Source organism: Bradyrhizobium sp., from assembly GCF_036009065.1.
Lineage (GTDB): Bacteria > Pseudomonadota > Alphaproteobacteria > Rhizobiales > Xanthobacteraceae > Bradyrhizobium.
Genome location: NZ_DASYMN010000330.1, coordinates 1 through 1,560 on the forward strand (window position 1 = coordinate 1; position 1,560 = coordinate 1,560).

At 58.8% G+C, this 1,560-nt stretch carries 1 protein-coding gene; it reads right to left on the reverse strand.

The annotated features are described in order from the left end of the window. Positions 1–188: 188 nt before the first annotated feature. Positions 189–1,250: an IS630 family transposase gene (locus VGP39_RS20505; protein ID WP_327569922.1), complete on the reverse strand. Its 1,062-nt coding sequence runs from the start codon at positions 1,248–1,250 to the stop codon at positions 189–191. Positions 1,251–1,560 lie beyond the last annotated feature (310 nt).

Consider the following 1,560-nt stretch of genomic DNA (forward strand, 5'->3'; position numbering starts at 1 on the left):
GATCCCGTAATAGGCTGCGCTTGGACAAGATGGTATCGGGGGCGCCGTTCCTGCGATATCGATGCGTCCCTGCTCCGGCCTGCCCAGATTGAAAGGCCCCCAAAGCAATCCTCCGGCCGGACGTGGGTCATCATCGTCGGCGTCGAACGCGTAGATGTTATTCTTCATCGTGGCGACATATACTTCGCCTACGTCATAACCCGAAAATCCTTGGGGGATATGACGCGGAAATTGTCGGTGATTCGATCGCGGAACTGGTCCCATTTTGCCGGAACGGTTCGCGTCAGGAAGGTCATGACGGCCGTTTTGAATTCCGCAAAGCTCCCATAACATCGGTTATGGGTCGTGTTTTCGTGCATCACGCCCCAGCATCGTTCAATCGGATCGAGATGCGGACAATAAGGCGGGATGAAATGCAGAACGATCCTCCGTCCGGACTTCTTCAGCCAGTCGCGCACCAAGGCGGCGTGATGATAGGGAGCATTGTCAAGAAAGATGTGGATCCACCGTTTGCCCAGGTAAGCCGCTTCGATGGCGATAAGCAGCGCGATCAGGCTCATCGCATTGACCGTTGCGACTTCCAGCATCTGCGTTTGACCGGTTTCCAGGTTGAGCGCGCCATGAACGTTCAAGCGTTGACGCCCGCTGGTTTGCTCAAGCGCAATGGCCGTTCCCTTCGGCGCCCAACATCCGGCGGGCCGGGCTTGATGGGTCGGATGCACCGCATCAACGAAAACGACAGCTTCATCATCTTCAAGGCGGTTCAGAAGCTTCTCGTAGCTCTCGATGAAGGCCTTCTGCCTGGCTTCATCGAGCTTTCGAGGGATCACCTCCGGCTTGCGATAGTCAAACTCAAGCCGATGCAGCAGCGCGATCAATCCAGAGCTGCTGTAGGTGAGATCATAAGTCTCCTTCAGCCACGCCCCGATCCTGTTGGTATTGCACGGCAGCGTCGCCGTGATCCACGCCTGCAACGCCGCTTGCTGTTCCGCCGTCAACCGGCACGAACTGCCTTCATGGTCAAAGCCGCTCAATCCCTCCAGACCTGCACGCTCGTAGACTTTGAACCACTCACGGATCGTGTCGTCGTCCATCAGAAGCGCCGACCCAACCGCCTCGCAGCTCCAACCGTCATTCAGCAGAACAATCGCGTTCGCCCGCCGCGCAACCCGGTGCTCTTCAAGACCGTTTCGCGCGACCCCAACCAGGGCCTGCCGTTCCGCTTCAGACAAAAATCCGGGTCGAATCATGGAACCTACCCGAATCGATCACTTCCCCGCTGTCAACCCCTTTTCGGGTTCTCAGCGACGCGGGGTATATATGTTGTGGCTGGTTTGGCGAGGCATTTTGAGGTTCGACCAACGCTCAGGGCAGATTTTCTTCTTTGAGTGGCAAGAGCATTGTCGTGCGGTCAGGGCTCGGGCGTTGCCGGCGAGAGTTGCCGGGCCGAGGCCGGGTTTCAGGCCGGCGCGGAAGGGGCGAGCCGGAAACCGGGAGCAATCGGCAGCGGCCAGCGGAGCCCGCCGTTTTGGGAGCGCCGCACCTGCCGGCCGACGGCAT

Bases quoted from the DNA above. Each gene is read 5' to 3' on its own strand.
- VGP39_RS20505 (WP_327569922.1), bottom strand. From the start codon at position 1,250: ATGATTCGACCCGGATTTTTGTCTGAAGCGGAACGGCAGGCCCTGGTT.